Origin of the sequence: Aurantimonas aggregata, assembly GCF_010500835.1 — a bacterium.
GTDB classification, from domain to species: Bacteria; Pseudomonadota; Alphaproteobacteria; order Rhizobiales; family Rhizobiaceae; genus Aurantimonas; species Aurantimonas aggregata.
Genome location: NZ_JAAAMJ010000019.1, coordinates 44,503 through 71,475, shown reverse-complemented (window position 1 = coordinate 71,475; position 26,973 = coordinate 44,503). Strand labels below are relative to the sequence as shown.

General features: G+C 68.9%; 29 protein-coding genes. 15 read left to right on the top strand and 14 right to left on the bottom strand.

The features are described 5' to 3' along the window. Positions 1 to 38: 38 nt before the first annotated feature. Complete coding sequence (tlpA, locus tag GTW51_RS18735) at positions 39 to 713, bottom strand: thiol:disulfide interchange protein TlpA (protein WP_163045587.1); 675 nt, start codon at positions 711 to 713, stop codon at positions 39 to 41. On the opposite strand from tlpA, the gene argH reads away from it, so the two are divergent. The 4 genes from argH to GTW51_RS18715 all read left to right on the top strand — a co-directional run bounded on the left by argH (position 712) and on the right by GTW51_RS18715 (position 6,584). Next, complete coding sequence (gene argH / locus GTW51_RS18730) at positions 712 to 2,142, top strand: argininosuccinate lyase (RefSeq protein WP_425483289.1); 1,431 nt, start codon at positions 712 to 714, stop codon at positions 2,140 to 2,142. The genes tlpA and argH overlap by 2 nt on opposite strands. Before the next feature lie 84 nt (positions 2,143 to 2,226). After that, a complete protein-coding gene (locus tag GTW51_RS18725) occupies positions 2,227 to 2,541 on the top strand; it encodes a hypothetical protein (RefSeq protein WP_163045585.1) in 315 nt (104 codons plus the stop codon). Positions 2,542 to 2,575: 34 nt separating this feature from the next. Further along, the gene (gene lysA / locus GTW51_RS18720) at positions 2,576 to 3,850 is read left to right on the top strand and encodes a diaminopimelate decarboxylase (protein WP_163045584.1); all 1,275 of its coding nucleotides are present in this window, start codon (positions 2,576 to 2,578) and stop codon (positions 3,848 to 3,850) included. A gap of 94 nt (positions 3,851 to 3,944) precedes the next feature. After that, a complete protein-coding gene (locus GTW51_RS18715) occupies positions 3,945 to 6,584 on the top strand; it encodes a TIGR02302 family protein (protein WP_163045583.1) in 2,640 nt (879 codons plus the stop codon). Positions 6,585 to 6,660: 76 nt separating this feature from the next. On the opposite strand, the gene GTW51_RS18710 is transcribed toward GTW51_RS18715, so the two are convergent. The 3 genes from GTW51_RS18710 to GTW51_RS18700 form a co-directional block, all read right to left on the bottom strand. Beyond that, positions 6,661 to 7,092: a response regulator gene (locus GTW51_RS18710; protein ID WP_163045582.1), complete on the bottom strand. Its 432-nt coding sequence runs from the start codon at positions 7,090 to 7,092 to the stop codon at positions 6,661 to 6,663. 87 nt (positions 7,093 to 7,179) lie between these two features. Further along, positions 7,180 to 7,716, bottom strand: coding sequence for a hypoxanthine phosphoribosyltransferase (gene hpt, locus GTW51_RS18705; protein ID WP_163045581.1), 537 nt, complete (start codon positions 7,714 to 7,716; stop codon positions 7,180 to 7,182). Beyond that, positions 7,713 to 8,471, bottom strand: coding sequence for a hypothetical protein (locus GTW51_RS18700; RefSeq protein ID WP_163045580.1), 759 nt, complete (start codon positions 8,469 to 8,471; stop codon positions 7,713 to 7,715). The genes hpt and GTW51_RS18700 overlap by 4 nt, the downstream gene beginning before the upstream one ends. 155 nt (positions 8,472 to 8,626) lie before the next feature. Here GTW51_RS18700 and ftsE point away from each other — a divergent pair, with 155 nt between their 5' ends. The 4 genes from ftsE to GTW51_RS18680 all read left to right on the top strand — a co-directional run bounded on the left by ftsE (position 8,627) and on the right by GTW51_RS18680 (position 11,977). Further along, positions 8,627 to 9,286: a cell division ATP-binding protein FtsE gene (gene ftsE / locus GTW51_RS18695; protein ID WP_163045579.1), complete on the top strand. Its 660-nt coding sequence runs from the start codon at positions 8,627 to 8,629 to the stop codon at positions 9,284 to 9,286. After that, a complete protein-coding gene (locus tag GTW51_RS18690; protein ID WP_425483288.1) occupies positions 9,279 to 10,268 on the top strand; it encodes a cell division protein FtsX in 990 nt (329 codons plus the stop codon). The genes ftsE and GTW51_RS18690 overlap by 8 nt, the downstream gene beginning before the upstream one ends. Before the next feature lie 89 nt (positions 10,269 to 10,357). After that, positions 10,358 to 11,065, top strand: a complete 708-nt coding sequence (locus GTW51_RS18685; protein WP_163045577.1) for a YdcF family protein — start codon at positions 10,358 to 10,360, stop codon at positions 11,063 to 11,065. A gap of 120 nt (positions 11,066 to 11,185) precedes the next feature. Further along, positions 11,186 to 11,977 (top strand): lysophospholipid acyltransferase family protein, encoded by a 792-nt coding sequence (locus GTW51_RS18680; RefSeq protein ID WP_425483287.1) that lies wholly within the window; start codon positions 11,186 to 11,188, stop codon positions 11,975 to 11,977. A gap of 4 nt (positions 11,978 to 11,981) precedes the next feature. Here the strand turns inward: GTW51_RS18680 and GTW51_RS18675 are convergent, their stop codons facing one another. Next, the gene (locus tag GTW51_RS18675) at positions 11,982 to 12,494 is read right to left on the bottom strand and encodes a gamma-glutamylcyclotransferase (RefSeq protein ID WP_163045576.1); all 513 of its coding nucleotides are present in this window, start codon (positions 12,492 to 12,494) and stop codon (positions 11,982 to 11,984) included. A 60-nt stretch (positions 12,495 to 12,554) separates the two neighbouring features. On the opposite strand from GTW51_RS18675, the gene GTW51_RS18670 reads away from it, so the two are divergent. Then, positions 12,555 to 13,562 (top strand): DUF2125 domain-containing protein, encoded by a 1,008-nt coding sequence (locus GTW51_RS18670; RefSeq protein ID WP_163045575.1) that lies wholly within the window; start codon positions 12,555 to 12,557, stop codon positions 13,560 to 13,562. Between the two features lie 94 nt (positions 13,563 to 13,656). On the opposite strand, the gene GTW51_RS18665 is transcribed toward GTW51_RS18670, so the two are convergent. The 4 genes from GTW51_RS18665 to hisC are packed head-to-tail and all read right to left on the bottom strand — an operon-like array spanning position 13,657 to position 16,281. Next, positions 13,657 to 13,926, bottom strand: a complete 270-nt coding sequence (locus GTW51_RS18665; protein ID WP_246233266.1) for a type II toxin-antitoxin system RelE/ParE family toxin — start codon at positions 13,924 to 13,926, stop codon at positions 13,657 to 13,659. Positions 13,927 to 13,953: 27 nt separating this feature from the next. Then, positions 13,954 to 14,196: a hypothetical protein gene (locus GTW51_RS18660; RefSeq protein ID WP_203566173.1), complete on the bottom strand. Its 243-nt coding sequence runs from the start codon at positions 14,194 to 14,196 to the stop codon at positions 13,954 to 13,956. Positions 14,197 to 14,248: 52 nt separating this feature from the next. After that, positions 14,249 to 15,187 carry a prephenate/arogenate dehydrogenase family protein gene (locus GTW51_RS18655; RefSeq protein WP_163045574.1) on the bottom strand — a complete coding sequence of 313 codons (939 nt, stop codon included), beginning with the start codon at positions 15,185 to 15,187 and terminating at the stop codon, positions 14,249 to 14,251. After that, complete coding sequence (gene hisC, locus GTW51_RS18650; protein WP_163045573.1) at positions 15,184 to 16,281, bottom strand: histidinol-phosphate transaminase; 1,098 nt, start codon at positions 16,279 to 16,281, stop codon at positions 15,184 to 15,186. The genes GTW51_RS18655 and hisC overlap by 4 nt, the downstream gene beginning before the upstream one ends. Positions 16,282 to 16,513: 232 nt before the next feature. Here hisC and metX point away from each other — a divergent pair, with 232 nt between their 5' ends. Both metX and metW read left to right on the top strand, forming a co-directional pair. Further along, a complete protein-coding gene (gene metX, locus GTW51_RS18645; protein ID WP_163045572.1) occupies positions 16,514 to 17,704 on the top strand; it encodes a homoserine O-acetyltransferase MetX in 1,191 nt (396 codons plus the stop codon). Positions 17,705 to 17,706: 2 nt separating this feature from the next. After that, entirely contained in the window at positions 17,707 to 18,357 is a 651-nt protein-coding gene (gene metW, locus GTW51_RS18640; protein ID WP_163045571.1) for a methionine biosynthesis protein MetW, read from the top strand. Between the two features lie 108 nt (positions 18,358 to 18,465). Here the strand turns inward: metW and GTW51_RS18635 are convergent, their stop codons facing one another. Continuing rightward, the gene (locus GTW51_RS18635; protein ID WP_343034061.1) at positions 18,466 to 19,659 is read right to left on the bottom strand and encodes a D-alanyl-D-alanine carboxypeptidase/D-alanyl-D-alanine-endopeptidase; all 1,194 of its coding nucleotides are present in this window, start codon (positions 19,657 to 19,659) and stop codon (positions 18,466 to 18,468) included. A 123-nt stretch (positions 19,660 to 19,782) separates the two neighbouring features. Further along, the gene (locus GTW51_RS18630) at positions 19,783 to 20,553 is read right to left on the bottom strand and encodes a methyltransferase domain-containing protein (RefSeq protein ID WP_163045599.1); all 771 of its coding nucleotides are present in this window, start codon (positions 20,551 to 20,553) and stop codon (positions 19,783 to 19,785) included. 167 nt (positions 20,554 to 20,720) lie between these two features. On the opposite strand from GTW51_RS18630, the gene gloB reads away from it, so the two are divergent. After that, entirely contained in the window at positions 20,721 to 21,491 is a 771-nt protein-coding gene (gloB, locus tag GTW51_RS18625; RefSeq protein ID WP_163045569.1) for a hydroxyacylglutathione hydrolase, read from the top strand. Further along, positions 21,491 to 21,943, top strand: a complete 453-nt coding sequence (locus GTW51_RS18620) for a cupin domain-containing protein (protein ID WP_163045568.1) — start codon at positions 21,491 to 21,493, stop codon at positions 21,941 to 21,943. The genes gloB and GTW51_RS18620 overlap by 1 nt, the downstream gene beginning before the upstream one ends. Before the next feature lie 8 nt (positions 21,944 to 21,951). On the opposite strand, the gene yddG is transcribed toward GTW51_RS18620, so the two are convergent. Both yddG and GTW51_RS18610 read right to left on the bottom strand, forming a co-directional pair. Next, the gene (gene yddG, locus GTW51_RS18615; protein WP_163045567.1) at positions 21,952 to 22,824 is read right to left on the bottom strand and encodes an aromatic amino acid exporter YddG; all 873 of its coding nucleotides are present in this window, start codon (positions 22,822 to 22,824) and stop codon (positions 21,952 to 21,954) included. 109 nt (positions 22,825 to 22,933) lie between these two features. Further along, entirely contained in the window at positions 22,934 to 23,713 is a 780-nt protein-coding gene (locus tag GTW51_RS18610) for a DUF3108 domain-containing protein (RefSeq protein ID WP_246233265.1), read from the bottom strand. 230 nt (positions 23,714 to 23,943) lie between these two features. Between GTW51_RS18610 and rpmB the strand changes: the two genes are divergently transcribed. Beyond that, on the top strand, positions 23,944 to 24,237 hold the full coding sequence (gene rpmB, locus GTW51_RS18605; protein WP_163045565.1) for a 50S ribosomal protein L28: 294 nt from the start codon (positions 23,944 to 23,946) through the stop codon (positions 24,235 to 24,237). A 74-nt stretch (positions 24,238 to 24,311) separates the two neighbouring features. Continuing rightward, complete coding sequence (locus GTW51_RS18600; RefSeq protein WP_163045564.1) at positions 24,312 to 25,007, top strand: queuosine precursor transporter; 696 nt, start codon at positions 24,312 to 24,314, stop codon at positions 25,005 to 25,007. Between the two features lie 45 nt (positions 25,008 to 25,052). On the opposite strand, the gene cobT is transcribed toward GTW51_RS18600, so the two are convergent. Further along, positions 25,053 to 26,969, bottom strand: coding sequence for a cobaltochelatase subunit CobT (gene cobT, locus GTW51_RS18595; RefSeq protein ID WP_163045563.1), 1,917 nt, complete (start codon positions 26,967 to 26,969; stop codon positions 25,053 to 25,055). Positions 26,970 to 26,973 lie beyond the last annotated feature (4 nt).

Below are 26,973 nucleotides of genomic sequence, written 5' to 3'. Positions count from 1 at the left end.
AAGATTGCTCCCACCAATCTCGAGATGTTGACGCAGGCCTAGGCCGCCCCCGCCCCACTCTCCCGCACCACGTCGATCAGCCGCACCGCATCCGGGCTCGCCCACTCCGCCGGGCCGTTGATGGCCGCGCGGGCGCAGCCGTCGGGGCCGACGAGGAGGGAGACCGGCAGGCCGAAGGCGACGCCCTGGCCCTTGAGGTCGTTGAAGACGCCCATCGTCTCGTCGCGGTAGAAGGGAAGGGCGGTCAGACCGGTCTCGGCGTAGAAATCCTTCGGCTTCTGCGGGTCGCCCATGTCGACATTGATCGGCACGACGGCGAAATCCTCGCCGCCCTGTTCGCGCTCCAGTGCGTCGAGGGCCGGCATCTCCTCGCGGCAGGGGCCGCACCAGGTCGCCCAGAGATTGACCAGGACGGTGCTGCCGGCGAAGTCGGCAAGGCTTGCCGCGGCGCCGTTGGCGTCCTCGAAGGCGATGGCGGAGACGTCGAAGGGCTTGTCGAGCGGTGCCACGGCCGCGACCTCGCCGCGGGCGTTGGCGTCGAGCGCCGCGGAAAGCGTCTCGTCCAGCGTGCAGCGATCGGCGACTTCGTTGCCAGACCCCGTTTCGCTCACGTATAGGACGGCTCCCCCCGCCGCGACGCCGCACAACAGCGCCAGCACCGCGACGAGACCCAGCCGCCGCCCGTTCGAAGCCTTCGGTGTTTCGTCGGACATGTCGTCGAGAACCTTTCGGGATTCCATGAGCGATAAGATCAGCAACGAGATGTGGGGCGGTCGTTTCGCCTCTGGGCCCGCCGCGATCATGGAGGAGATCAACGCGTCGATCGATTTCGACAAGCGCCTATATGGCGAGGATATCGACGGTTCGAAAGCCCACGCGATGATGTTGGGCGTGCAGGGGATCATCCCCGCCGACGACGCGGCCCGGATCTGCGAGGGCCTGGAGACGATCCGCGCCGAGATCGCCAGCGGGAATTTTACCTTCTCGCGGCAGCGCGAGGACATCCACATGAATGTCGAGGCGCGGCTCGCCGAACTGATCGGCCCGGCCGCCGGGCGGCTGCACACGGCGCGCTCGCGCAACGACCAGGTGGCGGTGGATTTCCGCCTGCACGTCAAGTCGGCGCTGGGCCAGACGGCAGCGGCGCTGGAAGCCTTCATCGCGGCGCTGCTCGACAAGGCGGACGAACATGCCGGCACGGTGATGCCGGGCTTCACGCATCTGCAGGTGGCGCAGCCGGTGACCTTCGGCCATCACTGCCTCGCCTATGTCGAGATGGCGTCGCGCGACCTGTCGCGCTGCCGCGACGCGATGGAGCGGCTCGACGAAAGCCCGCTGGGCGCCGCAGCGCTCGCCGGCACCGGCTTTCCCATCGACCGGCATGCGACGGCAGCGGCGCTAGGCTTCCGCGAGCCGACGCGCAATTCGCTGGATTCGGTGTCGGACCGGGATTTCGCGCTGGAGTTCCTGTCGATCGCGGCGATCTGCGCCACGCACCTGTCGCGCCTCGCGGAAGAGATCGTCATCTGGTCGACGCCGCAATTCGGCTTCATCCGGCTGTCCGACGCGTTCTCGACCGGCTCCTCGATCATGCCGCAGAAGCGCAACCCGGACGCGGCCGAGCTGGTGCGGGCCAAGCCCGGCCGCATCAACGGCGCGCTGATCTCGCTGCTGACGGTGATGAAGGGCCTGCCGCTGACCTATTCGAAGGACATGCAGGAAGACAAGGAACAGGTCTTCGACGTGATCGATTCGCTGTCGCTGGCGCTGGCGGCGGCGACCGGCATGGTCCGCGACATGACGGTGAACGTCGATGCGATGCGCCGCGCCGCCGGCCACGGCTATGCGACCGCCACCGACCTCGCCGACTGGCTGGTGCGCGAGGCCGGCCTGCCGTTCCGCGAGGCCCATCACGTGACGGGCAGGGCGGTGGCGACGGCCGAGGCGCAGAATGTCGGGCTGGAGGACCTGCCGTTCGAGGCGCTGCACGCCATCGATCCGCGGATCACCAGGGACGTCTATTCGGTGCTCGGCGTCGACGCCTCGGTGGAAAGCCGCACCAGTTTCGGCGGCACGGCGCCCGACAATGTGCGGGCGCAGATCGCCTACTGGCGCGGGCGCCTCAGCGAGGCCGCGCGATAGTCGCGGCGAGGTGGTGATTTCTTCGGCGGGAACGGCTATCACGGCGGTGGCGAAGTGCCACAATCGGCAGGCAACAGCGCGGGCATGGGCGACATGACGGATCGATCGAGACGGGCGGCGACAGTCGTCCTGGTCATGGCAGGCGCGGCGCTTCTCGGCGGCTGCGGGGTGAAGAACATGCCCGTGGCACCGGATTCCGACGGGACGCCGACGGTCGTCACCACCGAAGGCAATACCGCGACCGGCAACTCTATCCTCGGCAGCGGCAGCGGCGCCTCGACCGTGAGCTCCGAGCGCATCTCCGCGATCGAGGACGACAACATCGTCAGCGCGGCGGAGGTTTCCCGCAATCCGGCGTCGGCCGGCTCCACCTTCATCCTCGACCCGCTGCTGAACTGAACGCCGCCGGCCGTCCTCGCATCACCGTGGCGACATGAATCATTTCGAGATCCGGGACGGCGCCCTCTACGCCGAGGGCGTCGCCGTGGAGCGCATCGCGCATGATGTCGGCACGCCGTTCTACTGCTATTCCTCGGCGACGCTGACGCGCCATTACGAGGTCTTCACCAAGGCCTTCGCCGATATCGACGCGCTGGTCTGCTACGCGATGAAGGCCAATTCCAACCAGGCGGTGCTGGCGACGCTGGCGCGGCTCGGCGCCGGCGCCGACGTCGTCTCGGGGGGCGAATTGCTGCGGGCGCTGCGCGCCGGCATCGCGCCGCAGAAGATCATGTTTTCCGGCGTCGGCAAGACGATCCCGGAGATCGACCTGGCGCTCGCCGCCGGGATCTTCTGCTTCAACGTCGAATCGGAGCCCGAGCTGGCGGTGATCGCGGCCCGGGCCGAGATGGCCGGGCTTACCGCGCCGGTGTCGTTCCGGATCAACCCGGACGTCGACGCCCGCACCCACGCCAAGATCTCCACCGGCAGGAAGTCCGACAAGTTCGGCATCGCCTTCGACGACGCGCTCGCCATCTACGACCGGGCGCGGTCGCTGCCCGGCATCGCGGTGTGCGGCATCGACATGCATATCGGCAGCCAGATCATCGATCTCGAGCCCTTCGACCTTGCCTTCGAGCGCCTCGCCGGGCTGGTGCGGCAGCTGCGGGAAGCCGGCCACACGATCAGCCATGTAGATCTCGGCGGCGGGCTCGGCGTGCCCTACAAGCGCGACAACGCGCCTCCGCCGGAGCCCACCGCCTATGCCGAGATCGTCAAGCGCCACGTGCGGGACCTGGGCTGCCAGGTGGTGTTCGAGCCGGGCCGGCTGATCGCCGCCAATGCCGGCATCCTGGTGACGCGCGTGCTCTACGTGAAGGAGGGCGGGGACAAGGTCTTCGTCATCGTCGACGCGGCGATGAACGATCTCGTGCGCCCGACGCTCTACGACGCCTGGCACGACATCCATGCGGTGATCGAGCGGCCGGATGCCGGGCGAATGGTCGCGGACGTCGTCGGCCCGGTCTGCGAGAGCGGTGATTTCTTCGCCAGGGACCGCGACCTGCCGGCGGTCAAGGCGGGGGACCTGGTCTATCTCTCATCGGCGGGTGCCTACGGGGCGGTGCAGTCGGGGACCTACAATTCCCGGCCGCTGATCGCCGAGGTGCTGGTGCGGGACGACGACTTCTTCGCGGTGCGGCCGCGCCAGACGATCGACGAGCTGATCGCGCTCGACCGGCTGCCGCCCTGGCTCGACGACACGGCGTAGCCGCCCGCGCCGGGTTCACAGATGCGTCACCCGCCTCGTCTTCGCCGTAAAAACGGGTAAGGTTCTCAAGTCTTACGAGGAACGAGAGCTGGCCATGACGCAGGACGACCGGCGCAAGGACTTCCCGCGGCCTGGGCGTCTCGCCCTGACGCGCAGGCTCTCGGCCGCGGCGCTCGTCGTCGAGCGGGCCTGGCCGCTGGTGGTCGCCTTCCTCTGCCTCGCGGCATTGTTCCTGACATTATCCTGGTTCGGCCTGTTCGCGGCGATGCCGTTCGCGCTGCGGGCCGTCGTGCTGGCGGTGCTGGCCGGGCTGGCGCTGTTTGCGCTGTGGCGGAACCGCCATCTGCGCTGGCCCAGCGCGGAAGAAGTCGACGCACGGATCGAGCTGGTCAGCCGGCTGCGGCACCAGCCGCTGCGCACGCAGGACGACCACGCCGCGACCGCCGATCCGTTCGCTTTGGCGCTGTGGCACGAGCACCAGCGGCGCATGGCGGCGCAGCTCCGCCATCTCAGCGGCGGCTCGCCGCGCACGCGGACCGAGCGGCTCGACCCGTTCGGCCTGCGGGCGATGGTGGCGCTGCTGTTCGTCACCGCCTTCGCCTTCTCCTTCGGGCCGGGCGGCGGCCGGGTGGTCGATGCCTTCGGCACGATGGACGTTCCGGGCGCGGTGACGGCGCGGGTCGACGCCTGGGTGACGCCGCCGACCTATACCGGCCGGGCGCCGATCTTCCTGACCGAGGCGGCTCCGGCTGAGGGCGGCCCCGTTGTCGTGCCGGAAGGCAGTGTCCTGTCGGTGCGGATCTCCGACGCCACGGCGGCGGACCTTTCCTTCAAGCCGGCCCGCGAGGGCGCCGAGGCCGTTCCGGCTGCGCCGGTCGGCGCGGACCTGGACGAGGACGAGGCGGATGTCGCGGCCGCGGAAGCCGGCGAGACCGCCGCGCCGGCGCCGGATGGTCCGCGCGAATATGTCTTCACGCTCGAGGAAAGTGGCGAGGTGGCGCTGGCGACGTCGTTCTCGACCATGGGGCGCTGGGGCTTCGACGTCACGGAAGACGCCGACCCGCTCATCGCCTTCAAGGAAGATCCGTCGGTGGCGCAGAACGGCGCGCTGCAGCTCGTCTACACGGTCAGCGACGACTACGGCGCCCGCAAGGGCGCGGCGGAGATCGTCGTCGAGGAGGAGAATATCGCCGAGGGCGCGCGGCCGCTGGTGGCCCCGCCGGAGATCAACCTGGCGCTGCCGCGCCGGGCGCGCGAGCCGACCGAGGGGCGGACCAACGCCGACCTGACCGAGAGCCCCTATGCGGGCGCCAAGGTGGCGATGACGCTGGTGGTGACCGACGATGCGGCGCAGACCGGGCGGTCCGAGACCAAGCGCCTGACGCTGCCGGAGCGGCGCTTCAGCAATCCGCTGGCGCGCGCGGTGATCGAGCAGCGGCGGCTCCTGGCGCTCGACGCCGATTCGGTCGACCGGGTGGTCGCGCTGCTCGACGCTACCACGCTGCGCGGCGACGAATTCATCGAGAACCCTACCGACTATCTGGCGCTGATGGCGGTGCGGACCCGGATCGCGACCGCGCATGACGACGCGGCGCTGCTGTCGTCGGTCGACTTCATGTGGGAGATCGCGCTCGGCATCGAGGACGGCAACCTGTCGCTGGCCGAGCGCCGGCTGCGCGACGCGCGCGAGCAGCTTTCCGAGGCGCTGGAGGACGGCGCCAGCGACGCCGAGATCGACGCGCTGATGCAGGAACTGCGCGAGGCGATGCAGGAATACATGCAGGCGCTGGCCGAGGCGATGCAGAACCAGCCGCCGATGAGCCAGGACCAGATGCAGATGGGCGACGTCCAGGAGATCCGGCCGCAGGATCTCGAGCGGATGATGGACCAGATCGAGGATCTGGCGAAATCGGGGTCGAAGGACGCGGCCCAGCAGATGCTCTCCGAGCTGCAGCAGATGATGGACAATCTCCAGGCGATGCGTCCCGGCCAGCAGCAGCAGGGCGGCGAGCAGAACGCCATGCAGGAGCAGATGAACAAGATGGGCGAGCTGCTGCAGCGCCAGCAGCAGCTGATGGACCAGACCTACGATCTCGGTCGCCAGCAGATCCAGCGCCAGCAGCAGCAACAGCAGCAGCAGGGTCAGCAGGGCGAGCCGCAGCAGGGCGGCGAGCAGGGTCAGCAGGGCGAGCCGATGACCGCCGAGGAGATGCAGGAGCTGATGGAGCAGCTGCAGGCGCAGCAGGGCCAGCTGCAGGAAGAGCTTCAGGCCATGCAGCAGGAGCTCGAGGCGATGGGCATGGAGCCCTCCGACGGCTTCGGCGAGGCCGGCGAGGCGATGGGCGAGGCGGAAGGTGCGCTCGGCGAGGGCGATGACGGCGAGGCCGTCGGCCAGCAGGGCCGGGCCATGGAGGCGATGCGCCGCGGCGCCCAGGACATGATGCAGCAGATGCAGCAGGCGATGCAGCAGGGCCAGCAAGGCCAGCCCGGTCAGCCGGGGCAGGGCCAGATTGGCCAGGGCTTCAACGGGATGCAGCAGCGCTCGGGGCGCGATCCGCTCGGCCGCCAGCGCCAGACACAGGGGCCGGATTTCGGCCAGGATGTCGGCGTGCCGGACGAGATCGACACGCAGCGGGCGCGCGAGATCCTCGACGCCATCCGCGAGCGCCTCGGCGACAGCCTGTCGCCGCAGCTGGAGCGGGAATATCTGGAACGGCTGCTGCAGACGCCCTGAGGCGGCCACGCCGCCGCCGGTCAAGGCGTGCGGCGTGTCGCGGGTGCTGGTCTCGTGAAGGAAGGCGGCAGGCGGCTCAGGCGCAGCGGCGGGCGACTACCGGCAGGATCTCGTCCGGCTCGCTCGCGGCGCGGCCGGCTGCCCGCTCCGCCAGGATGCGGCCGACCTCGCTGCGCAATTCGGCGATGCTGAACGGCTTTTCGACGACGCCTTCGATGATAGCGGTGAGATCGTCGGCGTTCTCCTTCTGCTCGGCATAGCCGGTCATCAGGAGGATCGGCAGTTCCGGCCAGATCGCGGCGATCTCGTGCGCCAGCTCGATGCCGGTCATCGCCGGCATGCGGATGTCGGACAGGACGAAATCGAATGCGCCCTTCTGGGCCGCGAGCATCTCGAGCGCGAGTTCGCCGTCCTCGACCGCGACCACCTCGTGGCCTTCGAGGCCAAGCGCCCGCTTCACGAGCAGGCGGACGCCCGGATCGTCTTCGGCAATCAGAATTCTCGCCACGCCATTCTCCTGCAGGTCGTCATAGCCGTGCGCGCATCTACCACCGGCATAGGGCATCGGCCTGACCTGAAGCTTAACGGGCAGGAACTATTCCACCACCTTGCCGACGAAGGGCAGCTCGCGGAAGGCGTGCGCGACGTCCATGCCGTAGCCGACGACGAAATAGTCGGGGCAATCGAAGCCGACATAGTCGGCCTCGATGGCGGCCTTCCGGCGCATGCGCTTGTCGAGGAGGACGGCGATCTTCACCTCCTTCGCGCCACGACCCAGCAGCATGTCGCGGGCGAAGCTGATCGTGCGGCCGGATTCGAGGATGTCGTCGACGAGCAGCACCGTGCGGCCCTCGACCGGGCTCTCGACGTCGCGCAGGACACGGATTTCGCCGGGCTCGGTGCCGGCGCCGTAGCTCGACAAAGTGATGAACTCGACCTCGGGGGCGAGGCCGGTCAGGTGCATGGCGCGGATCAGGTCGGCGGCGAAGACGAAGGAACCCTTGAGCACCGACACGACCAGGAGGTCGGTGGAGGGCGTCGCGGCGATCTCCCCGGCGACGCGCATGACTTCGGCGGCGATCCGCTCCTCGTCGAACAGCGTCTCGATGGTCTTGCCGCGTACGGTGATCACAGGCCGCCCACCGCGAAGTCGACGGCGATGTCGCCATCGGTGCCGGCGGGAACCGCCAGCGCCGAGAGGAACTGCACCGACTGGCCGGCGCCGAGTTCGCCGATCCCGGCGCGCAGCGGCTTGACCTGGCGGCTGCCGTCGGGGGCGCTCATGACGATGTGCATCAGCGGAACATTCGCCGATCGGGTCGCGACATTGGCGAGCCGGCCGGCGACGGTCAGGACGGCGCCATCGCCGCGCGGCGAAAGGCTGGTCTCGACATCGCTGAGGATCACGCCGCCCGACGGCGACATGACCAAGGGTGCTGCCACCGGCGCCGCCGCCATCCACAGGACCAGGAACGGCAGCGCGAACATGCCGACGACGAAGGCGGTGGCGATGGAGGCGGCGTCGCGCAGCCGCAGCGATCGTGCATGGGCGACGATGGCGCGGGCGGCGCCGCCGGGCATCGGCCGGGCGCCGCGCGGCGCCCGGCTCTGCCAGAGGAGGTCGGGGGCCGCCGTCTGGGCGTCGTGGCGGCGCCTCGAGCCCGCCGGATCGAGTGGCGCGCGGCGGCCGAACAGGGTGCGGGCCTCGGCTTCCCCGGTCGGCGCGGCAAGGCTCAGCCGGGCGGCTTCCATCTCGGCGGCGGACTTGTCCCGGCGGATGCGCGTCGTCACCTCGGCCGTGCCCTCGATCACCCGGGCAGGGGCAGCGGGGTCGGCGCGGTGGCGGCTTTCGTCCGATACGGGCGAGGCTCGGCGGAACTCGGTCAACGCATCCTCCCGGTCATTCACTTCAGAAACGGGTAAGGAAACATGCTTAACAAACCGTGAAGCCGCCCCTCGGCGAAGTGGTCGACGCGGCGGCCTGAAATGAACACAGTCCGGCGCATCCTGACGGCGGCACGAAAATGGGGGAAACTTCGAGGATGATTCGGTTCGAAAATGTCGGGCTGCGCTACGACATGGGGCCGGAGGTGCTGCGCGATCTCTCCTTCGAGATCCGGCGCCAGTCCTTCCAGTTCCTCACCGGCCCGTCCGGCGCCGGCAAGAGCAGCCTGTTGCGGATGCTGTTCCTGGCGCTGAAGCCGACGCGCGGCCTGATCACCGTACTCGGGCGGGATGCCGCGACCCTGTCGCGCGCCGACCTGCCGTCGATAAGGCGCCGCATCGGCGTCGTCTTCCAGGATTTCCGCCTGCTCGAGCACCTGACCACCTACGAGAACGTCGCGCTGCCGCTCCGGGTGCGCGGCAAGGACGAGGCCAGCTACCGCCAGGACGTGATCGACCTGATCAAGTGGGTCGGGCTCGGCGAGCGGCTCAACGCCTCGCCGGTGGTGCTGTCGGGCGGCGAGAAGCAGCGCGCCGCCATTGCTCGCGCGCTGATCGACCAGCCGGACATTCTCCTCGCCGACGAGCCGACGGGCAATGTCGACCCGCCGCTGGCGCGGCGCCTGTTGCGCCTCTTCCTCGAACTCAACCGCACCGGCACCGCGGTGGTCATCGCCACCCACGATCTCGGCCTGATGGAACAGGTCGACGCCCGCCGCATGGTCCTCGCGGATGGCAGACTGGAAATCTATGACTGATCTTGCCGAACGGTGGCTGGACCTGCGCGAATTCGTCGAACGCACGACGGGGCTGACCCGCCGCGAGCGCCCGGCGCCGATCGTGCCGCCCGCCAACGTCGCCGGCCGGGCGCTGATGACCGTGATCGCCATCATGACCTTCCTCGCCAGCCTGACCGTCGGCGCCGTGACGCTGGTTTCCGACACGGCCGGGCAGTGGCAGAGCGACATCTCGCGCGAGATCACCGTGCAGGTGATGCCGGACGACGGCGTCGACATGGCGGCCGCCCTGCAAACGGTGCAGACGATCGCCAACGGGACGCCGGGCATCACCGGCGCCTCGGTGCTCGACGACGCGGCCACCGGCCGGCTGTTGCAGCCCTGGCTGGGCACCGGCCTCGACCTCGACGAACTGCCGGTGCCGCGCCTCGTCATCATCGCCATCGACGGAGATTCGCCGCCGGATTTCGCCGCCTTCGCCGCGCAGCTGACCGCCGCCGTTCCCTCGGCCCTGCTCGACGACCACCGCGCTTGGGTCTCGCGGCTCGTCACCATGGCACGGGCGATGGTCATCGCCGGGCTGGCGGTGCTGACGCTGGTGCTGGTCGCGACCGTCCTCACGGTTATCTTCGCCACGCGCGGCGCGATGGCCGGCAACCGCCAGATCATCGAGGTCCTGCACTTCGTCGGCGCCCGGTCGGGCTTTATCGCCGGGGAGTTCCAGGGCCATTTCCTGCGCCTCGGCCTGTTCGGCGCACTGGGCGGCGGGCTTGCCGCGCTGTTTCTCTTCGCACTGATGGGGCTGTGGACGCGGACCAACCAGGCGACGCCCGAGGCCGACCAGATCAGCGCGCTGTTCGGCTCGTTTTCCATCGGCTGGACCGGCTATGTCGGGGTTGTGGTCCTGATTGCAACCATTGGCGGCCTGACGGCGTTCACCTCGAGGATCACGGTGATGCGGCAGCTGGCGGCGATCGACATGATTTCACCGGTCGAAGGGTAAGGCCTCGTTAACCCTGTACGCCCAGAGTCGGGCAAACGGGACGACCGGCGGTTCACCACTCCGCCGCAATCGCGGGAATAGACTGCCGAATGACGAGTTTCGTGCCGATCACCGACAGTCCCGAACAGACGGCGCCCCCGGCTGACGGAAAGCGTCGGCGCCGGCCGATTGGCGTGACGTCCATCGTCGTGCTCGCCTTCGTCGCGCTGTGCGGCTATCTCGCCGGCGGTTTCCTGCGCTTCACCGAAGAGGTCAACCTTCTTTCCAGGCCGGCGGCGTTCGCCGCTGCCGACGGCATCGTAGTGCTGACCGGTGGTGCGCTGCGCATCGATCACGCCATCGACCTCCTGAAGGAGGGACGCGGCCGCCGGCTGCTGATCAGCGGCGTCAATCCCGGCACCAGCGTCGATGCGCTGGCCCGCCTGACCGACACCGACCGGGAATGGTTCGACTGCTGCGTCGACATCGACTACGCGGCGCTCAACACCGTCGGCAATGCCGAGATCGCCGGTCGCTGGGCCCGCGAACAGGGCTTCCGCGACCTGATCCTGGTGACCAGCGACTACCACATGCCGCGCTCGCTGATCGAGTTCGACCGGGTCGGCAACATCCGCTCGGTCACGCCCTATGCGGTGCGGCGCAACGATCTGTGGCGGGACGAGCAGATGCCCTCGGCGCCCGGCCTGCGCGTCCTGGCGAGCGAATACGTCAAGTTGATCGCGGCGCGCTTCCTGGGCACGATCGGGGTCGTCGCCAAGGAGAGCGTCTCGACCCGCGTCGCCCATTTCAAGCCCTGACGATTGCCGGCTCCGCGCTTGGGCCTCGATTTTCCCGTCCTGCCAGCGTAGACCCTGCAGCGACCGCTGGCGGGAGACAGGCTCCCGCATGGCCCAGATGACCGCCGCGGGAGCGATCCCTTGATCATGTTTCTTCGCTCGCTGGCCTTCAACGGCCTGTTCTATCTCAACCTCATCGTCCAGCTGCTGGTCTATTCGCCGGTGTTCTTCTTCGTCTCGGAGGCGACGGGCTGGTGGATCGTCAAGAACTGGGCGCGCTCCAATCTCTGGCTGCTCGAGCATGTGGCGGGGATCCGCAGCGACATTCGCGGCAAGCAGAACCTCGCGCCCGGCCCGATCATCATCGCCGCCAAGCACCAGTCGGTCTGGGACGTCTTCGCCTTCCTGCCCTATCTCGATCGCCCGACCTTCATCCTCAAGAAGGAACTGCTGTCGATCCCGTTCTTCGGCTGGTTCGCGAGGCGCATGCGGATGATCCCGGTCGACCGGGCGCGGCGGGGCGGGGCCGTCGCCTCGATGATCGAAGGCGCCGAGAAGGCCGCTGCCGACGGGCGCCAGATCGTCATCTTCCCGGAAGGCACGCGCACCGCGCCGGGGGCGGCGCCCGACTACCGGCAGGGCGTGTTCCGGCTCTACGAGGCGCTTGGGCTGCCGGTCGTGCCGGTGGCGCTGAACTCGGGGCTCTATTGGCCGCGGCGCCAGTTCGTCCGCCGGCCGGGGACGATCCGCGCCGACATCCTGGCCCCGGTGCCGCCGGACCTGCCGCGCGCCGAATTTCTCGACCGGCTGCGCGGCGGGATCGAGGAGCGCTCGGCCGATCTCCTGGCGGAAGCCTATGCCCGGGACGGCTATGTTCCGGCGGCTTCCGCGGCAAAGCCTGATCTCGACGACGAGCCCTCGGCCCCGCGCTGAGCGCTCAGAGCCGCGCGACGACCTCGGCCAGCCAGCGGTCCTTCAGTCCCATCTCGGTGATGTGCGCCAGCGCGCTTGTGACGTAGTCGACATTGGGGCCGGACTGGCCGTGGGCGCCACGGACGATGACGGCGGCCTCGGCCGGGGTCATGCGCCCGGCATACTGGCTGTGGCCGCGGTCGACGATGTAGGTGAGGGCGCGCACGCTCCCGCCGTCATGCAGCCGGAGCGGCAGATGCGCCTCGCGATAGACGTTGGTGACGAGTTCGCGCTCGCGCAGATAGGCCACCACCGCGTCGGCCTCGGCGGCCGCCACACGGAACGCCATGCCGACGCAGGAGCCGCCGCGGTCGAGCCCGAAGACCAGGCCCGGCCGCTGCGGCGTGCCGCGATGGACGTGCGAGTGGATGCAGAGCGCGCGGTGATAGCCGGCGAGCCGCGCCGGCTGGCGGTCGAGAAACGCAAAACCCGGCCGCCAGATCAGCGAGCCGTAGCCAAACACCCATAAATCGTCCATTGCCCTCAAATCGCCCTGTCCGTCGGTTCTGCCGGCCGGGTGCTCACAAAGGATACGGCGATGGCGGCGTCAAGCGGCTCGGCCCGGAAGGCCTATCTCTGGATCGTCGTCGTGGCGGTGGCGCTGTTCCTCGCGCTCACCGCTGCCTGGTATTTCCTCGCGGCGCAGCTCGATACGCGCATCGATGCGACGATCGAAGCCGCTGCCGCCAACGGCGTCGAGATCGGCTGCCCCAACCGTGCGGTCGTGGGCTACCCCTTCCGGCTCGGCCTAAGCTGCGACGCGGTGACAGTCGATCCGCGCGGCGAAGGGCTGCGTCTCGCCGCCGGCGGGCTGCGGACGGCGGCGCAAATCTACCAGCCGAACCAGGTCGTTTCCGAACTCGGTTCGCCGTTGATCGTCGATTCGCCGGAGGCCCCGCCGCTCGACATCCGCTGGCAGCTGGCCCAGGCGAGCGCCAGCTTCTGGACCGAGGGGCTCGACCGCTTCTCGCTGGTCGTCGAGGCGCCGGACGTGGCTTTGGCGCAGCCGGCGGCCGGGCGGCTGCCGCTGGCGACGGCCGAGCATCTGGAAGTGCATGTGCGCCGCCGCGATGCCGATCTCGATCTCGCCGTGACCGATCGCGGCATTCGCATCGTGGCGCCCGAGATGCCGGCACTGCCGGCGTTCGACGTCGCGCTGGACGCGACGATCGCCGGCGCGGCGAACTGGCTCGCCGGCGGCGCCGGCGGCACGTTGCGGGAGGCGATGGCCGATCGCGACGCGACGCTGCGGGCCTTGACGATTGATTCCGGCGATGCCGGGGCGGAATTGTCCGGAACCTTTCGCTTCGACGCGGACGGGGAGCTTTCCGGCGATTTCGAGCTGGCCGTGACCGATCCGCAGCAGATCGCGGCGCTGGTCGCCGAGGCGCTGCCGCCGCTCGCATCGGTGGCGAACTCGATCGCCGCGGCGGTGGGTTTCATCGGCCGCCAGGAGAACGGCTGGACGGTGATCGGGCTGAACGTTCGCGACGGCGACGTGTCGGCCGGGGTCATCCCGCTCGGCAGCGTTCCGCCGCTGCAGTAGAGGCTGGGATTGCCACGCTGCTAGTCTCTCCCGCCCCTTAACCGTTCTGCGCAGGCGCGGCCGCCCATTGAAACTCGCGCAAAGCCGTCGATCGTCATGACCGCCCGGGCATGGTCGAGGGGTCGCGTGCTGCATGGCGAACGCCGATGATGACGACTTCGCTTTCCCGCGCTTCGTAGAAGATCAGATAGGGATAAGGCGTTGTCACGATCCGCCGCAACCGGCGTCGGCTCGTCATCTGGCCGCTGAGGGGGTGCTCGATCAGGAGATTGATGGTCTTCTGGATGCGCGATCGAACGCGGCTTGCGGCTTGCGGCCTGCGGGGATTGCTCCGCGATATGGGCGAGCACCTGTTCCAGCTCATAGGCGGCCGTCGGCGTATAACGCAGTCTCAACGGTTGTATTTCGCCCAGACCGCCTGCACCTGCTCGTCCGTCGCGAACTCGCCGCGCTCGGCTTCCGCAAGCGAGCCGGCAAGCGAGGCATTTTCCTCGGGCGTCAGTTGATAAACTGGCCCATCATCACCGGCGAGGCGCAACAGCACACGCGCAAACTCGTCCTGCTGATCGGCGGGCAGGGCGCGGACGCGCGCAACGGCCTGTTCTAGTAGCTTTGTCATGCGCCAATTATGCACGTCGTTTCCACCCAAAAACAGCGGAAATAGATCTGCAGCCTAGGCCCGGCGCCTATGTCTCGTCCTTCGGGCCGCGGCCGTGCTCGCGGCCGAAATCCGGCTGGGCCGTATCCTGACCGGCCTCAACGATGCCGCGCCGTATGGCGCGGGTGCGGGTGAACAGCTCGAACAGCGTATCGCCGTCGCCCCAGCGGATCGCCCGCTGCAGCGTCGCCAGATCTTCCGAGAACCGCGCCAGCATCTCCAGCACCGCCTCGCGGTTGTGCAGGAAGACGTCGCGCCACATCGTCGGGTCGGAGGCGGCGATGCGGGTGAAGTCGCGGAAGCCGGAGGCGGAGAACTTCACCACTTCCGACTGCGTCACCGTCTCGAGGTCGGCGGCGGTGCCGACGATGTTGTAGGCGATCAGATGCGGCACGTGGCTGACGATGGCCAGCACCAGGTCGTGGTGCTCGGCGGTCATCACCTCGACATTCGAGCCGCAGCCCTCCCAGAAGCGCTTCAGCCGCTCGACGGCCTGCGGATCGGTGCCCTCGACCGGCGTCAGGATGCACCAGCGGTTCTCGAACAGCTCGCGGAAGCCGGCGTCGGGCCCCGACTGTTCGGTGCCGGCGATCGGGTGGGCGGGGACGAAGTGGATGTGCGCCGGCAGGTTCGGCTGCATCTGCTGGATGACCGAGCCCTTGACCGAGCCGACGTCGGAGACGATCGCGCCGGGCTCGAGCGCGGCGGCGATCTCCTTCGACACCGCGCCGCAGGAGCCGACCGGCACGCAGAGGATCACCAGGTCGGCACCGCGCACGGCTTCCGCGGCGTCGAGGTGGTAGCTGTCGCCGAGGCCAAGTTCTGCCGCCCGCGCCAGGGTCTCGGCGCGGCGGGTGGTGATGGCGATGTGATCCGCGAGCCTGTGGGCGCGGATGTTGTGGGCGAGCGACGAGCCGATCAGGCCGATGCCGATCAGCGCGACGCGCGCGAAGGGGGCTTCACTCATGCGGTCGCCTTGCCGAGAAATTCCGCCAGGCTCGCGACGACGCCGCGATTGGCCTCTTCCGTGCCGATCGACAGGCGCAGGGCATCCGGCAGGCCGTAGCCGGCGACGCGGCGCAGGATGTAGCCCCTTGCGGAGAGGAAGTCGTCGGCCTCGGCGGCGGTGCGGCCGGGCTCGGCCGGGAAGTGGACGAGGACGAAATTGCCGACGCTGGGCGTCACCGCGAGGCCGAGATCGGTCAGCGCCTTGGTCGTCCATTCCAGCCAGTGGGTGTTGTGCTCGACCGCCGTCTCGAGGAAGCCGCGGTCGCGGATCGCCGCCGCGCCGGCCGCGATCGCCAGAGCGTTGAGGTTGAACGGCCCGCGCACGCGGTCGAGCGCGTCGACCACCGCCTCCGGACCGTAGAGCCAGCCGATGCGCAGCGCGGCAAGGCCGTAGATCTTCGAGAAGGTCCGGGTCATCACCACATTGTCGGCCGAGGAGACGAGCTCGATGCCGGCGCCGTAGTCGTTGCGCCGGACATATTCGGCATAGGCCGCGTCGAGCACCAGGATGACGTTGCCCGGCAGGCCGGCATGCAGGCGCCGCACCTCGTCGAACGGCAGGTAGGTGCCGGTCGGGTTGTTCGGGTTGGCGAGGAAGACCAGCTTGGTGCGCTCGGTGACGCGCGACAGGATGGCGTCGACGTCGGCCGTGGCGTCCTTTTCCGGCGCGACGACGGGCGTCGCGCCGCGGGCGAGGATCTGGATCTTGTAGACGAGGAAGCCGTGCTCGCTGTGGATCGCCTCGTCGCCGGGCTCGAGATAGCACTGGCAGAGGAGGCCGAGCAGCTCGTCCGAGCCGTTGCCGCAGAGCAGGGCGCGCGGGTTCAGCCCGTGCACCTCGGCGATGGCGCGCTTCAGCGCGTCGGCCTGGCCGTCGGGATAGGATTCCAGATGCGTCAGGGCGGATGCCGCCGCCTCCAGCGCTGCCGGCGAGGCGCCCAGCGGGCTCTCGTTGGAGGAGAGCTTGTGGAGGCGAACGCCTTCCGGCGCCTTGCTCTTACCGGGCACGTAGGCCTCGATGTCCAGGATACCCCTGTTCGGAACGGGTCGCATCGTCCTGATCTTTCGCTTGCGGATGGCCCGGAAGCTGCCTTCAGGGCAGGCCGGACACGCGCGGAATAACCGCCGGCCGGGCCGATGTCGAGGGTCGCCGGCCCGGCCGATATGCCCGTCGGGGCGCGACATCATTGCCGGGGCTGCCGCAAATGCGTATCTGAGGCCTCATTGATACGGAGCGAAGGGGAGGCCGGTCCGGGCAAAGCCGCACGGAAGGCCACCGATCACCATGCCGACGACGATCGCCGATACCGCCCGCCAGGACCTGGAAAACGCCGCCGGCAACCGCGAGGTGTACGACCCGTCGAGCCCGGTGGCGCATTTCGGCGCGGACGAGCCGCTGCTGCTCGACGCCGGCCGCGCGCTGTCGCCCTTCCAGATCGCCTACAACACCTACGGCACGCTGAACGAGGCCAAGTCCAACGCGGTGCTGGTCTGCCACGCGCTGACCGGCGATCATTACGCCGCCAGTCAGTCGCCGGTGACCGGCAAGCCCGGCTGGTGGTCGTCGATCATCGGTCCCGGCAAGCCGATCGACACCGACCGGTTCTTCGTCATCTGCTCGAACGTCATCGGCGGCTGCATGGGCTCGACCGGACCGGCCTCGATCGACCCGGCGACGGGCGAGCCCTACGGGCTCGACCTGCCGGTGATCACCATCCGCGACATGGTGCGGGCGCAGGCGATGCTGGTCGAGCGGCTCGGCATCGACACGCTGTTCGCGGTCATCGGCGGGTCGATGGGCGGCATGCAGGTGCTGCAGTGGACGGTGAGCTACCCGGACAAGGTGTTCGCGGCCCTGCCGATCGCCACCGGGGCGCGGCATTCTTCGCAGAACATCGCCTTCCACGAGGTCGGCCGGCAGGCGGTGATGGCCGATCCCGACTGGCATGGCGGGCGCTATTTTGCCGTCGGCAAACGGCCGCGCAAGGGGCTCGCGGTGGCGCGGATGGCGGCGCATGTCACCTATCTGTCGGAAATGGCGTTGCACCGGAAGTTCGGTCGCAATCTGCAGGACCGCGAGACGCTCGGCTTCGGCTTCGATGCCGACTTCCAGATCGAGAGCTATCTGCGGCACCAGGGCATGACCTTCGTCGACCGCTTCGACGCCAATTCCTATCTCTACATGACCCGGGCGATGGATTATTTCGACATCGCCGGCGATTTCGGCGGAAGGCTCGCCAACGCGTTCCTCGGTGCCAAGACGCGGTTCTGCCTCGTCTCCTTCTCCTCCGACTGGCTGTTTCCGACCGAGGAGAATCGCGCCGTGGTCCACGCGCTGAACGCCGCGGCGGCCTCGGTATCGTTCGTCGAGATCGAGACCGATCGCGGCCACGACGCGTTTCTCCTGGAAGAGCCGCATTTCTTCGCCGCGATCGACGGGTTCGTCTCGTCCGCGGCGCGGGCACGGGGGCTCTGACGATGGCAGTCGCGGAACTGAACGCCGAGGCAGCAAGGGCCGGGGCAACGGCCACGGCGCGTGTCGATCTCGAGCTGATCGCCGATCTCGTCCCGCGCGGTGCCCGCGTGCTCGACGTCGGCTGTGGCGACGGGCTGCTGCTGTCGCTGCTGGAGCAGCGGCGGGGCGTCGACGGCCGCGGCATCGAACTCAGCCAGGAAGGCGTCAACGAATGCGTGGCGCGCGGCCTGTCGGTGATCCAGGGCGACGCCGACCGCGACCTGGTCCACTATCCGGACGACGCCTTCGACTACGTCATCCTCTCCCAGACCATCCAGGCGACGCGCAACCCGAAGACGGTGCTGGCGGAACTGCTGCGAATCGGCGAGCGGGCGATCGTGTCGTTCCCGAATTTCGGCCACTGGTCGATCCGACTTTCATTGCTGGCGCGCGGCCGGATGCCGGTGACGGCGAACCTCCAGCATGCCTGGTACGAGACGCCGAACATCCATTTCTGCACCATCCGCGATTTCGTCGGGCTTGCCGAGGAACTGGGGGCGACAGTGGAGAACGCCGTGGCCATCAATGCCACGGGCCAGAAGATGGGGATGCAGATGCCCTGGGCGTTCTGGAACCTGTTCGGCCAGCAGGCTGTGTTCGTGCTGCGGCGGTAAGGGCTTGATCCGGCTGGGAAGACGATCATGCACTCTATGCGCATCTGTTCTCGTCCTACTGCCGGAAGGCGCTGATCGCGATTAAGCGCGGCCCTTCCGCCTCGATCGCTACAGCCCGCGCTCGAGCATTTCCAGCAGCTCGAAGCGGAGCTGGCCGCCGCCCTCTTTCAGCGAGATCACGAAGCGCGCGTCGCCGTGGTCGGTGGTCCTGGCGTAGCCCGTCAGCGTCCTGACGCCGGAGAAGGTGCCGGTCTTGTAGCGCGAACCGCGCCGGCTCTCAGTCAGCAGTTCGGCGTGGGGCGCGAAGCGGTCGAGGACTGCGGCGAGACCATGGGCGGTGAAGCGGTTGTCGCGGCTGATGCCCGAGCCTTCCACCAGCTGAATTTCATCGGCGATGCCGAGATCCGCCAGCATCTCGCGCGCGACCTTGAGCGACTTGTCGAGGCTGACCGGCGGGCCGAGGCGGCTGGCGCCGACTTCCAGGAAGACCTGGTTGGCCATGTAGTTGTTCGAGCCGATGAGCATCAGCCGCAGGATTTCGGTGAGGTCGCGCGACTGGCGGTGGACATGGACCGGCTCCAGCCCGGCCGGAACGGCGCCTGTCGTTATTTCGCCGTCGACGCTGCCGCCGGCCCGCTCGATGAAGGCGGCGATGAGTTCGCCGGCATAGCGCACGCCGACGCTCGGGTCTTCCTGGGTCAGGCTGATGCGGCCCCTGCCGTTGGGACCGCGCGCACGGAATTCGCTGATCGCCAGCGGCGTGATCGGGGTCTGCTCTTCGGCGGAACGGACGGTGTCCCCGTCGCGGACAGCGGCAATCGTGTTGAAGTTCGCCGCCAGCGCCGCGTTCAGCGCGTCATAGGCCTCGTCGGTGACCTCGATGCCCGGAATGCGAAGCGCGGCGGGATAGTAGCTCGCGTCGAGGACGATGCCGCGGAAGGGCTCCGTGCCGGTTTCGGCGAGGAGCTGCGGCGCGAGCAGCGCCAGTTCCTCGGAGACCAGGAACGGGTCGCCGCCACCGCGGACATAAAGCACCCGGTCGTCGTCGAGGTAGAAGCTCGTCTCGAAGCGATAGTCGCCGCCGAGGACCTCCATGGCGAGCCACGCCGTGACGATCTTGGCCACGGAAGCCGGAACGAAGGGTTCGTCGGCATTCTGCGCGATCAGCTCGTTGCCGTCCTCGTCCAGCACGAGCACCAGCCCCGATGGCGCGAGAGCCGCGATCCGGCTCTTCACGTCGGACGCGGCAGGGGCAGTCAGCAGCAGCACCGCCAGGGCGACGGCAAACGGGCGAAACGACACGGCAACTCCAGCATGGGCCAGCGCATGCGACACGCGCCCCACACTAATGGCGTCCGGGCGGCAGGCAAGCCGGATCGCGGACGATAGGTTCAAAGCTCGGGACGGACGGCGGCCGCGCTCCCCTCAGAGGCCATCACTCCGGCATGTCCGGGCGCCCGCGCCGGCGCCGGCCGGGACCAGTACCGGCTTGATCGCCCGGCGGCGTTCGCGGGCGGTCGAGGCGACCGGCAGGCCGCGATAGAGCTGCTTGGTCGCCTCGATGATGACGACGCCGGCGAAGACCGGCCAGAAATCGCGGCCGAGACGCTCCAGCGGCGCGGAGAGGCCAAGCAGCGGGCGCTTGCGGAAGGGCGGAAACAAGAGCGCCTCCGACCAGGAGCTCGGCGTGAACATGGCGTCGCGCAGGAGCCGCGTCAGCTGGCCCCGCGACCACGGCCGGCCCGACCCCCACGGCGTGTGCTCGAAGCGCGCCCAGACGCCCCTGCGGTGCGGCACGAGGATGACGATGCGCCCGCCCGGCGCCAGCACCCGCCAGGCCTCGGCCATCATGAGTTCGGGGCTCTCGGCGAATTCCAGCGAATGCACCATCAGGATGCGGTCTACGGACGAATCGCCGAGCGGCAGATCTTCCGAGCCGACCAGCACGGTGCGGGACGCGGCGAAGGGCGGCCAGTTCTGCGCGCCCTGGGCGGCCGGCATGAAGGCCAGCGCCCGCTCGGCGTCGGACGCGAAGCGATCGATATAGGGCACCGCGTAGCCGAGCCCGACCAGCCGCTCGTCCGGAATGTGGCGCCAGACCGGCGTCAACGCGAGCGACACGGCGCGCGCGGCGGCCTGGCCGAGCGGCGAGGCGTAGAACGCGATCAGGTCGTTGATGTCGGCGTTGGTGGTCAGCTGCAGGGTCCCTCGGGCAGTCGCGGTTCGGCCGGCCACTATAGACCGGCCCGCATAGAACAGCAGCAAGCTGGCCCGAAACTCCAGCAGCGTATCGCGCCCCGATGCTGACAGGAACGCTCGGCGCCCTAACTCGACCCCAACAGGATCCCAACAGCGAGTAACCTATGGCTTCGATCGAGATCAGGCAGTTTCCGTGCCGAACCGACAATTTCGGTGTCCTCGTCCACAACAAGGACACCGGCGCCACCATCTCCATCGATGCGCCGGAAGAGGCGCCGATCCTCGCCGCGCTCGCCAACACCGGCTGGACGCTGACCCATATCCTGACCACCCACCATCACGGCGACCACGTGGCCGCCAACGAGGCGCTGAAGCAGCGTTTCGGCGTCGAGATCGTCGGGCCGGAGAAGGAGCGCGACCGGATCCCGGGGATCGACCGGACAGTGACCGGTGGCGACAGGATCGAGCTCGGCGGCATCGCCATCGAGGCGATCGACACGCCGGGGCACACGTTGGGCGAGATTTCCTATTATTTGCCGGAGGCCAAGGCCCTGTTTGCGGCCGACGCGCTGTTCTCGCTCGGCTGTGGCCGGCTGTTCGAGGGCGACGCGGCGATGATGTGGGAATCGCTCAAGCGGCTGCGGGCGCTGCCCGACGACACGATGCTCTATTGCGGGCACGAATATACCGCGACCAATGCCAAGTGCGCGATCGCCGTCGATCCGGACAATACCCAGCTGCGCGAACGGGTGAGGGAGGTCGAGACGCTGCGGATCGCCGGCAAGCCGACGCTGCCGGTCAGGCTCGGGCAGGAGAAGGCGACCAATCCGTTCCTGCGCGCCGACGACCCGGAGCTGGCGAACGACATGGGGATGGCGGGCGCCGAGCCGGCCGCCGTCTTCGCCGCGATCCGCAAGAAGAGGGACCAGTACTGATGAGCTCCTCCGCACTTCGCCTCGTCCGCACGCTCGGCCTGAAGCCGCATCCCGAAGGCGGCTGGTACCGCGAGACGTTTCGGGACGAAGCGGTCGACGCGGCAGGCCGGGCCCGCTCGACGGCGATCTATTATCTCCTCGAGGCGGGGGAGACGTCCGAATGGCATCGGGTGCGGGACGCCGCCGAGGTCTGGCACTGGTATGCCGGCGCGCCGATGGTGATCACCGTGTCGGAGAACGGCCACGACGCTTCGGCGCATCGGCTGGGTCCGGATATCGGCGAGCACGAGGCGCCGCAATTCGTCGTGCCGGCGGGCTGGTGGCAGACCGCGACGAGCCTCGGCGAATACACGCTGGTCGGCTGCACGGTGGCGCCGGGCTTCGATTTCGCGGCCTTCGAGATGGCGCCGCCGGACTGGCGGCCGACGCCGCGCGAGGCGGGTCGGAAGTAGGCCGGAGATCAGGCGTCGCGTCGGGCGAGGCGCGCGAACAGCGGCAGCGCGGCGAGACCCGCGCCGCCGGTGATGAGGATCGCCGCGGCGACGACGCCGAGGCTCATCGCGGCTTCGCCCGCCGCAACGAGGATCAGCGTCGACAGCAGCGGCGCGGCATAGCTGGCGGCGCCGATGACCTGGATGTCGCCGCGCTTGACCGCGTAATCCCAGACGTAGAACGCCGCGCCGACCGGCATCAGGCCGAGCAGCAGGACGGCGAGCCATTCGCCGTTGGTGGCCGGCAGCACGGTGGTCTCGAAGGCGAGATGCGCGGCGAGCGAGAATAGCGCGGTGGCGGCGCAGAAACCGGTGACGACGTCGGTCGGCACGTCGCCGAAGCGGCGCGACAGCAGCGAATAGCCCGACCAGGTCAGGGCGCAAAGGCCGGCGAGGGCGTAGCCGAGGCCGTTTTCCGCCGAGAGCGACAAGCCCTCGCCGCCGGTGACGATGATGCCGGCGCCGGCGAGGCCGAGCAGGGCGCCGAGCGCATGGAACCAGCGCAGCCGCTCGCCGGGCAGCATGGCGGAGCCGAGGACGATCAGCAGCGGCCAGAGATAGGCGATAAGGCTCGCCTGGGCGGCCGGCGCGTTGCGGAGCGCGGCGAAATACAGCGCATGGTAGCCGAACAGGCCGGCGACGCCGACGAGCCAGACGACCGCTGGCTGGCGGAACACCCGCCACGGCGCGCCGCGCGCGAAGAACACGGCGATGCCGATCAGCGTGGCGATCGCGAAGGTCAGGGCGGCGAGGAGGAAGGGCGGCACGCTGCCGCTCCGCGCGGTCAGGAGCGCCAGCAGCGACCACATCAGCACCGCGGCAAATCCGAGCAATGTCCCCAAGGCCGCGTCCCCGTCCGGCAATGGCGCGGGTCTAGCGAGCGGCCCGGGTGCGGTCAATGCGGGGGCGAGCCCGAGCGCCGCGACTTTCCCGCGGCGTCAGCGGCTCTCGTTACCGTACCGCGACGGAGAGGGCGCTCAGCGTCAGCGGGCCGACCTGCGTCGGAATGCGGGCATAGACCGGGACGAACACATCCGGCTGGGCGATCGGCGCGAACCACACCTGGATCGTCTGGTCCTTCAGGAACTTGAGCCCCTTGGAGTCCTTGTCGTAGCCGCTGACCGGCCGGATCCGGGCGTTGCAGACCACGGCCTCGCCGGAAAACCCGGTCATCGAATAATTGTTGGTGCCGCCGGAGGAGAGGACGAGATCGAGCCGTGACCAGCCGTCATAGAGCGGCAGCGTGCGATTGCAGACGGATGCGGCGTCGCCGGTGCGGATCATCAGGCCGCTGAGCGGATCGACGACGGAGGTAAGCTGGGACTTGGCCACCGGAACGTAGCTCGGCTTCGGCTTGTCGCGCTTCGGGCTGACGGCGCTCGACGTCACCCGGCCGCCGGCGAAGGCGACGTCGCTCGACCAGCGCTTGCGGTCGCTGGAATAGTCCAGCGCATAGCGTTCGGCGGCAAAGCCGCGGCGCGTGACGGTCCCGGACACCTTGCTGGTGCCGCCGGTGTCGGTCACGAGGCTGCCGAGCCCGCTGGAGGAGAGCTGCCCCGAAACGCTGAAGCGGCCGCCTTCGATGACGGTGTCGAAGGACGCCTTGCCGATCGGCAGGCCGATCACCGCCATGCCGTAGCTGGTGGTGATCCGGGCCGTCTCGGCGGCGGCGCCCGAGGCGCCGAGAAGGACGAGGCCGAGCATGCCGAAAAGGAATCGCTTGCGCATCATTGGTCTATCCATAAAAGCAGGGGCACGCCGTTGCGACCGTCTGAGCGCAGGAACGGCGCGCTTTTGTGGCCAGCCGCGCCGATCCCGCAAAGTTGTTGTGGCTTGACGCTGCGGTTCTCAGGGCTTATAGAGCCGGTCGAATTTCCGATCATGCCCGACAGCGATGATCGCGCCGTTATTAGCGGCGGCGCGTCCCCGTCGGGTTCTAGGTTAAGCTGAAAGGTGATCTGATGTCACGCGCCTGCGAACTGACCGGCAAAGCTGTCCAGTCCGGCAACAATGTGAGCCACGCGAACAACCGTACGCGTCGCCGCTTCCTGCCGAATCTGTGCAACGTTTCGCTGATCTCCGACGCGCTCGGCCAGCGCTTCCGGCTCCGTGTGTCGGCCTACGCGCTGCGTTCGGTCGAGCATCGCGGCGGTCTCGACGCGTTCCTCGCCAAGGCCGACGAGGCGGAGCTGTCGCAGCGCGCCCGTCTGCTCAAGCGCCAGATCGCCAAGAAGGTCGCCACCGAAGCCGCGTAAGGCTGCCGTGACCGACTGACCAAATCCGCCGGGCCTTCGGGCTCGGCACTGGTTCCATCACCCAGGCTAAAAAAATGACATCCCTACGCACCTATCTCCTGCCCGTGGCAGCGATGACGGCGATCGTCCTCGCGTCGAATGTCGCCGTGCAGTTTCCGGTCTTTGCCCAGATTGGCAGCCTCCAGCTCGCCGACGTTCTGACCTGGGGCGCCTTCACCTACGGCTTCGCCTTCCTCGTCACCGACCTGACCAACCGTCGCTACGGCGCAGCCGTGGCGCGCCGCGTGGTGATGGCGGGCTTTGCGACGGCGATCCTCTGCTCGGTCGTCGTGCCGCCGATCCTCTACGATCTCGGCTGGCTCGAATACGCGACCACGGGCGATCGCCTGCTGCGCATCGCGCTCGCCTCCGGCGGCGCATTCCTCGTCGCGCAGCTGCTCGACATCGCGGTGTTCAACCGGCTGCGGCAGGCCGGCTGGTGGCGGGCGCCGGCGGCCTCGTCGGTGAGCGGATCGGTGGTCGACACCTTCCTCTTCTTCACCATCGCCTTCGCGCCGGTCTTCGCCTTTGTCGGGCCGAACGACGGCTTCGCGCTGGAGGCGGCGCCGTTGTTCGGCGTATTCGCCACCGAGGCACCGCGCTGGGTTTCGTGGGCGCTCGGCGACCTGACGGTCAAGCTTGCCATCGCTGTGCTGGCGCTGGTGCCCTACCGGCTCATCATGCAGCAATTCGCGCCGTACCGTTCGGTCGACGCGGGCGCATCCGTCTGATCTTCTTCCACTGAGTTCGACGTCCGGCGGGTTACGGCCCGCCGGTCAGCGACGGCCGCCCATCGCGGCACGGCGGCGGCTGCCATGGCCGCTACGCGGTGCGCCTTCCTGCTCGAACAGGTCGGCCAGCTGCTCGGTCATCGCGCCGGCCAGTTCCTCAGCGTCGACGATGGTGACGGCGCGGCGGTAGTAGCGCGTGACGTCGTGGCCGATGCCGATGGCCAGCAGCTCGACCGGCGAGCGGGTCTCGATCTCCTCGATGACGGCGCGCAGATGCCGCTCGAGATAGTTGCCGGGATTCACCGACAGGGTCGAATCGTCGACCGGCGCACCGTCCGAGATCATCATCAGGATGCGGCGCTGCTCGGGGCGGGCGAGGAGGCGGTTATGCGCCCAGATCAGCGCCTCGCCGTCGATGTTTTCCTTCAGCAGGCCCTCGCGCATCATCAGGCCGAGATTGCGCCGGGCGCGCCGCCAGGGCGCGTCGGCCGACTTGTAGACGATGTGGCGCAGATCGTTGAGCCGTCCGGGCTTGCCCGGCTTGCCGGCTTTCAGCCAGGCCTCGCGCGACTGGCCGCCCTTCCAGGCGCGCGTCGTGAAGCCGAGAACCTCGACCTTGACGCCGCAGCGCTCCAGCGTGCGGGCGAGAATGTCGGCGCAGGTCGCCGCGACGGTGATCGGCCGGCCGCGCATCGAGCCGGAATTGTCGATCAAGAGCGTGACGATCGTGTCGCGGAAATCGGTGTCGCGCTCCATCTTGTAGGAGAGCGGCTGCATCGGGTCGATCACCAGCCGGACCAGCCGGGCGGGATCGAGATAGCCTTCCTCGAGGTCGAAGTCCCAGGAGCGGCTCTGCTGCGCCATCAGGCGGCGCTGCAGGCGGTTGGCGAGGCGGCCAACGACGCCCTGGAGCGAGGCCAGCTGCTTGTCGAGAAACGCGCGCAGGCGGTCGAGCTCGGCCTCGTCGCAGAGTTCCTCGGCGCCGACCATCTCGTCGAAGGCCTTGGTGAAGACCTGGTAGTCGGAATCGAGCAGCTGGTTGGACAAAGGCTGGTGCGGCCGGCGGGTCTCGCCGGGCGTCTCGCTGTCCTGGCTGTCGTCGTCGGCGGGATCGTCGGCCGTGACCTCGGAGGATTCCGGCTCGGCCGTCTCCTGGTTCTCGCCTTCGGTCTCGCTCTCCTGCGGCATCGCCTCGTCGCTGCCGCTCTCCTTCTCGGAGCCGCCTTCCTCGTTGTCGCGGGTCTGGTTGTCGCCGGACTCCTCGTCGTCGTCGCTGCCCTCGCTGTCGTCCGAATCACCGAGCTCCTCGGCCATCTCCAGCGAGACCAGCATGTCGCGCAGCGCCCGCGCGAAGGATTGCTGGTCCTCGACGGTCTCCGACAGGCGGTCGAACTTCGGCCCGGCCTTGTCCTCGACGAAGTCGCGCCAGACGTCGACCAGCGCCTGGGCGCTCGGGGGCACCGGTCGGCCGGTCAGCCGCTCGCGCACCATCAGCGCCACGGCATCCTCGATCGGCGCCTCGGCGCGGTCGGTGACGTCGGAGAGGTTGGAGCGGAAATACTTGTCCTCGAGCATGGCGCCGAGATTGTCGCCCACGCCCTGCATCGCATTGGCGCCGATCGCCTCGACGCGGGCCTGCTCGACGGCGTCATAGACGGCGCGCGCGCCCTTGCTGTCGGGCGCGAGGCTCGCATGCATCCGCGCGTCGTGGCGCGCCTTGCGCAGCGCCATGGCGTCGGCGAGGCCGCGGGTCACGGCAAGATCGTTGCGGGTCGGCCGCTTGGTCAGTTCGGGGAGCTTGGCGCGGCTGCCGGACAGGCCGGGACGCTCGGAGCCGAAGGTGATCTCGAGATCGGCCTCGCCGGCGATCGCCCGCAGGCAGCCGGCGACGGCGCGCCGGAACGGCTCGCGGTCGGCCGGCGGAGAGCCGGGGGGACGCTGGTTGTCGCCGATGCGGGCCACGGTC

Coding starts and splice junctions, on each gene's coding strand:
- argH (WP_425483289.1), top strand. CDS start 712: ATGTCGTCGAGAACCTTTCGGGATTCCATGAGCGATAAGATCAGCAAC.
- tlpA (WP_163045587.1), bottom strand. CDS start 713: ATGTCCGACGAAACACCGAAGGCTTCGAACGGGCGGCGGCTGGGTCTC.
- GTW51_RS18725 (WP_163045585.1), top strand. CDS start 2,227: ATGGGCGACATGACGGATCGATCGAGACGGGCGGCGACAGTCGTCCTG.
- lysA (WP_163045584.1), top strand. CDS start 2,576: ATGAATCATTTCGAGATCCGGGACGGCGCCCTCTACGCCGAGGGCGTC.
- GTW51_RS18715 (WP_163045583.1), top strand. CDS start 3,945: ATGACGCAGGACGACCGGCGCAAGGACTTCCCGCGGCCTGGGCGTCTC.
- ftsE (WP_163045579.1), top strand. CDS start 8,627: ATGATTCGGTTCGAAAATGTCGGGCTGCGCTACGACATGGGGCCGGAG.
- GTW51_RS18690 (WP_425483288.1), top strand. CDS start 9,279: ATGACTGATCTTGCCGAACGGTGGCTGGACCTGCGCGAATTCGTCGAA.
- GTW51_RS18685 (WP_163045577.1), top strand. CDS start 10,358: ATGACGAGTTTCGTGCCGATCACCGACAGTCCCGAACAGACGGCGCCC.
- GTW51_RS18675 (WP_163045576.1), bottom strand. CDS start 12,494: ATGGACGATTTATGGGTGTTTGGCTACGGCTCGCTGATCTGGCGGCCG.
- GTW51_RS18670 (WP_163045575.1), top strand. CDS start 12,555: ATGGCGGCGTCAAGCGGCTCGGCCCGGAAGGCCTATCTCTGGATCGTC.
- GTW51_RS18665 (WP_246233266.1), bottom strand. CDS start 13,926: ATGAGCTGGAACAGGTGCTCGCCCATATCGCGGAGCAATCCCCGCAGG.
- GTW51_RS18655 (WP_163045574.1), bottom strand. CDS start 15,187: ATGAGTGAAGCCCCCTTCGCGCGCGTCGCGCTGATCGGCATCGGCCTG.
- hisC (WP_163045573.1), bottom strand. CDS start 16,281: ATGCGACCCGTTCCGAACAGGGGTATCCTGGACATCGAGGCCTACGTG.
- metX (WP_163045572.1), top strand. CDS start 16,514: ATGCCGACGACGATCGCCGATACCGCCCGCCAGGACCTGGAAAACGCC.
- metW (WP_163045571.1), top strand. CDS start 17,707: ATGGCAGTCGCGGAACTGAACGCCGAGGCAGCAAGGGCCGGGGCAACG.
- gloB (WP_163045569.1), top strand. CDS start 20,721: ATGGCTTCGATCGAGATCAGGCAGTTTCCGTGCCGAACCGACAATTTC.
- GTW51_RS18620 (WP_163045568.1), top strand. CDS start 21,491: ATGAGCTCCTCCGCACTTCGCCTCGTCCGCACGCTCGGCCTGAAGCCG.
- GTW51_RS18610 (WP_246233265.1), bottom strand. CDS start 23,713: ATGATGCGCAAGCGATTCCTTTTCGGCATGCTCGGCCTCGTCCTTCTC.
- rpmB (WP_163045565.1), top strand. CDS start 23,944: ATGTCACGCGCCTGCGAACTGACCGGCAAAGCTGTCCAGTCCGGCAAC.
- GTW51_RS18600 (WP_163045564.1), top strand. CDS start 24,312: ATGACATCCCTACGCACCTATCTCCTGCCCGTGGCAGCGATGACGGCG.